Raw genomic sequence first — 1,835 nt, forward strand, 5'->3', positions numbered from 1 at the left:
CCGAAATACCGATGGCGGGGCTTGAAATTCAAGAGGGTATCTGACCCCAACTTCCCCCACAAGCTCAGTTGCCGCCGGAGCAGCCGAAGGCTGTGGAGGGAACCCGAAGCGCGCCAGCGCTTCGGGCGGTCAACTGCAGCGATTCGTTATATTCTTAAAAGCTCATATCTACGTCACTCGGCCGGATAGAACACTATTCTTGCACTACGCAGCTCGTTGCTGCACTTGGTCTCAAGCCCCAACAAGTTTACTTGGCAAATTACGACCCTGCTCAAATAGCGCTGTAACAGCATCAAACATAGCGATAAATAATCTCGTTCAGCTGCATTCTCGAAACCTCGACCGCGTTCATTGGACTGGGATGTAGTGGCAAAGGGAGATCCGTGAGCATGATTTGAAAGAAGACGATACATTGACTTGTGTCGCCCGAATGACAAATTGTAAAGTTCAGCGACTTCGTCGTTCGAAAGGTGCATCTCGCTATTTCCAGTCCGAACTTTTTTCCTAGTATGTGGCTTTAGCTTTTTATAAAAACTGCAATCTACTAGCTCTTTCTTTGCTTCGGGAAGCCCCACTTCAAATTCCCCCAATACTTCCGGGCCGTATCCGATATCCTTGTATAGTTTATATTTCTCGCAATTCATATGATAGAAGTATAACTTGCGACGAAAGAGCTGCTCTTCATCGCTTTGGCCCGGTTCGGCCACATAAAAGTAGCGATGACACGTTTCGATAAACGTTCGAGATAGCGTTGCTACAGAGGGGAAGTCCCAAAAGTCGCTGTTATTGAGTCGATTACGAGGCAAGATTCGATCTATGGTTATTACGCTCGCAGTGATGCGTGTGTAAATTTTAGTAGCTTCGATTCCCAACGTGGTTGTCGGAATATTACCGGCGTTATCTGATACCACAACAGCGCTACGTACCAGCCTTTCGTACGCTTCAAGTTCAGCTGAGTAATTAAGCTTTTGCTCGTCTGCCATAGGCTGCCAAATCGTTCCGGATATAACGCCGAAGCTCAGTTGCCGCCGGAGCAGCCGAAGGCTGCGGAGGGAACCCGAGGCGCGCCAGCGCTTTGGGCGGTCAACTGCAGCGCCTTGTTATGCGGCATATCTCGCAGTATAGGCTCTGCCGATAAACTGGAGAAAGCCCGCAAAATTCAGCGAATCGTTGCAAGTTACTACATACTCTGGCGTTTCACTTCCATACATGTTGTTGCCTAACTTGGAAGCTAAGGCGCTGAGGCCCGCATCGGGTTTCGTAGCTGTAACCAAAATACTATTGGGCGGGTTTTTCTTGGCTCGCGTGCCAACCACATAAAACCAGGCGAGAATAGGTTCTCCGACTTTGTACCAACCAGAGCCTTGATGAAATTCCGGCTCGTCGCCTGTCAGCAGTTCCACTACCCCAAATACTTTGCCAGCTAGTGTTTGGATATCGAGGTCGCCATCTTCTAGTTTCATATTTCCCCCTGGCGTATAACGCCGAAGCTCAGTTGCCGCCAGAGCAGCCGCAGGCTGCGGAGGGAACCCAAAACGCGCCAGCGTTTTGGGCGATCAACTGCAGCGAATTGTTAGGCAGCCGCTTACCACTCGTAATAGTGAACATTACCTTCAACCGATTTCGGTTGCTTGATGTACCCACTGCCTTCGAGACGAATATCACCAAAACCGGACCGGGCGCCGCCGAACACGCCACGGATCACGACGAGTCCGTTGTTTGACAGCGTACCTGCGAGCTTTCCAGACGGTTCAATGATTATTACGGCACCTTGTTCAACAGCCAGATGGGGTCAGATACCCTCTTGAATTTCAAGCCCCGCCATCGGTATTTCG

At 50.2% G+C, this 1,835-nt stretch carries 2 protein-coding genes; both read right to left on the reverse strand.

What is annotated here, in order from left to right; translation table 11 throughout:
• Nucleotides 1-173: 173 nt before the first annotated feature.
• Nucleotides 174-983 carry a DUF5677 domain-containing protein gene (locus SADO_RS17175; protein WP_353113654.1) on the reverse strand — a complete coding sequence of 270 codons (810 nt, stop codon included), beginning with the start codon at nucleotides 981-983 and terminating at the stop codon, nucleotides 174-176.
• Nucleotides 984-1,100: 117 nt separating this feature from the next.
• The gene (locus SADO_RS17180) at nucleotides 1,101-1,463 is read right to left on the reverse strand and encodes a hypothetical protein (RefSeq protein ID WP_353113656.1); all 363 of its coding nucleotides are present in this window, start codon (nucleotides 1,461-1,463) and stop codon (nucleotides 1,101-1,103) included.
• Between the last annotated feature and the right edge of the window lie 372 nt (nucleotides 1,464-1,835).

Origin of the sequence: Salinisphaera dokdonensis CL-ES53, assembly GCF_040361215.1 — a bacterium.
In the GTDB taxonomy this organism is placed as follows: domain Bacteria; phylum Pseudomonadota; class Gammaproteobacteria; order Nevskiales; family Salinisphaeraceae; genus Salinisphaera; species Salinisphaera dokdonensis.

Coding starts and splice junctions, on each gene's coding strand:
- SADO_RS17175 (WP_353113654.1), bottom strand. CDS start 983: ATGGCAGACGAGCAAAAGCTTAATTACTCAGCTGAACTTGAAGCGTAC.
- SADO_RS17180 (WP_353113656.1), bottom strand. CDS start 1,463: ATGAAACTAGAAGATGGCGACCTCGATATCCAAACACTAGCTGGCAAA.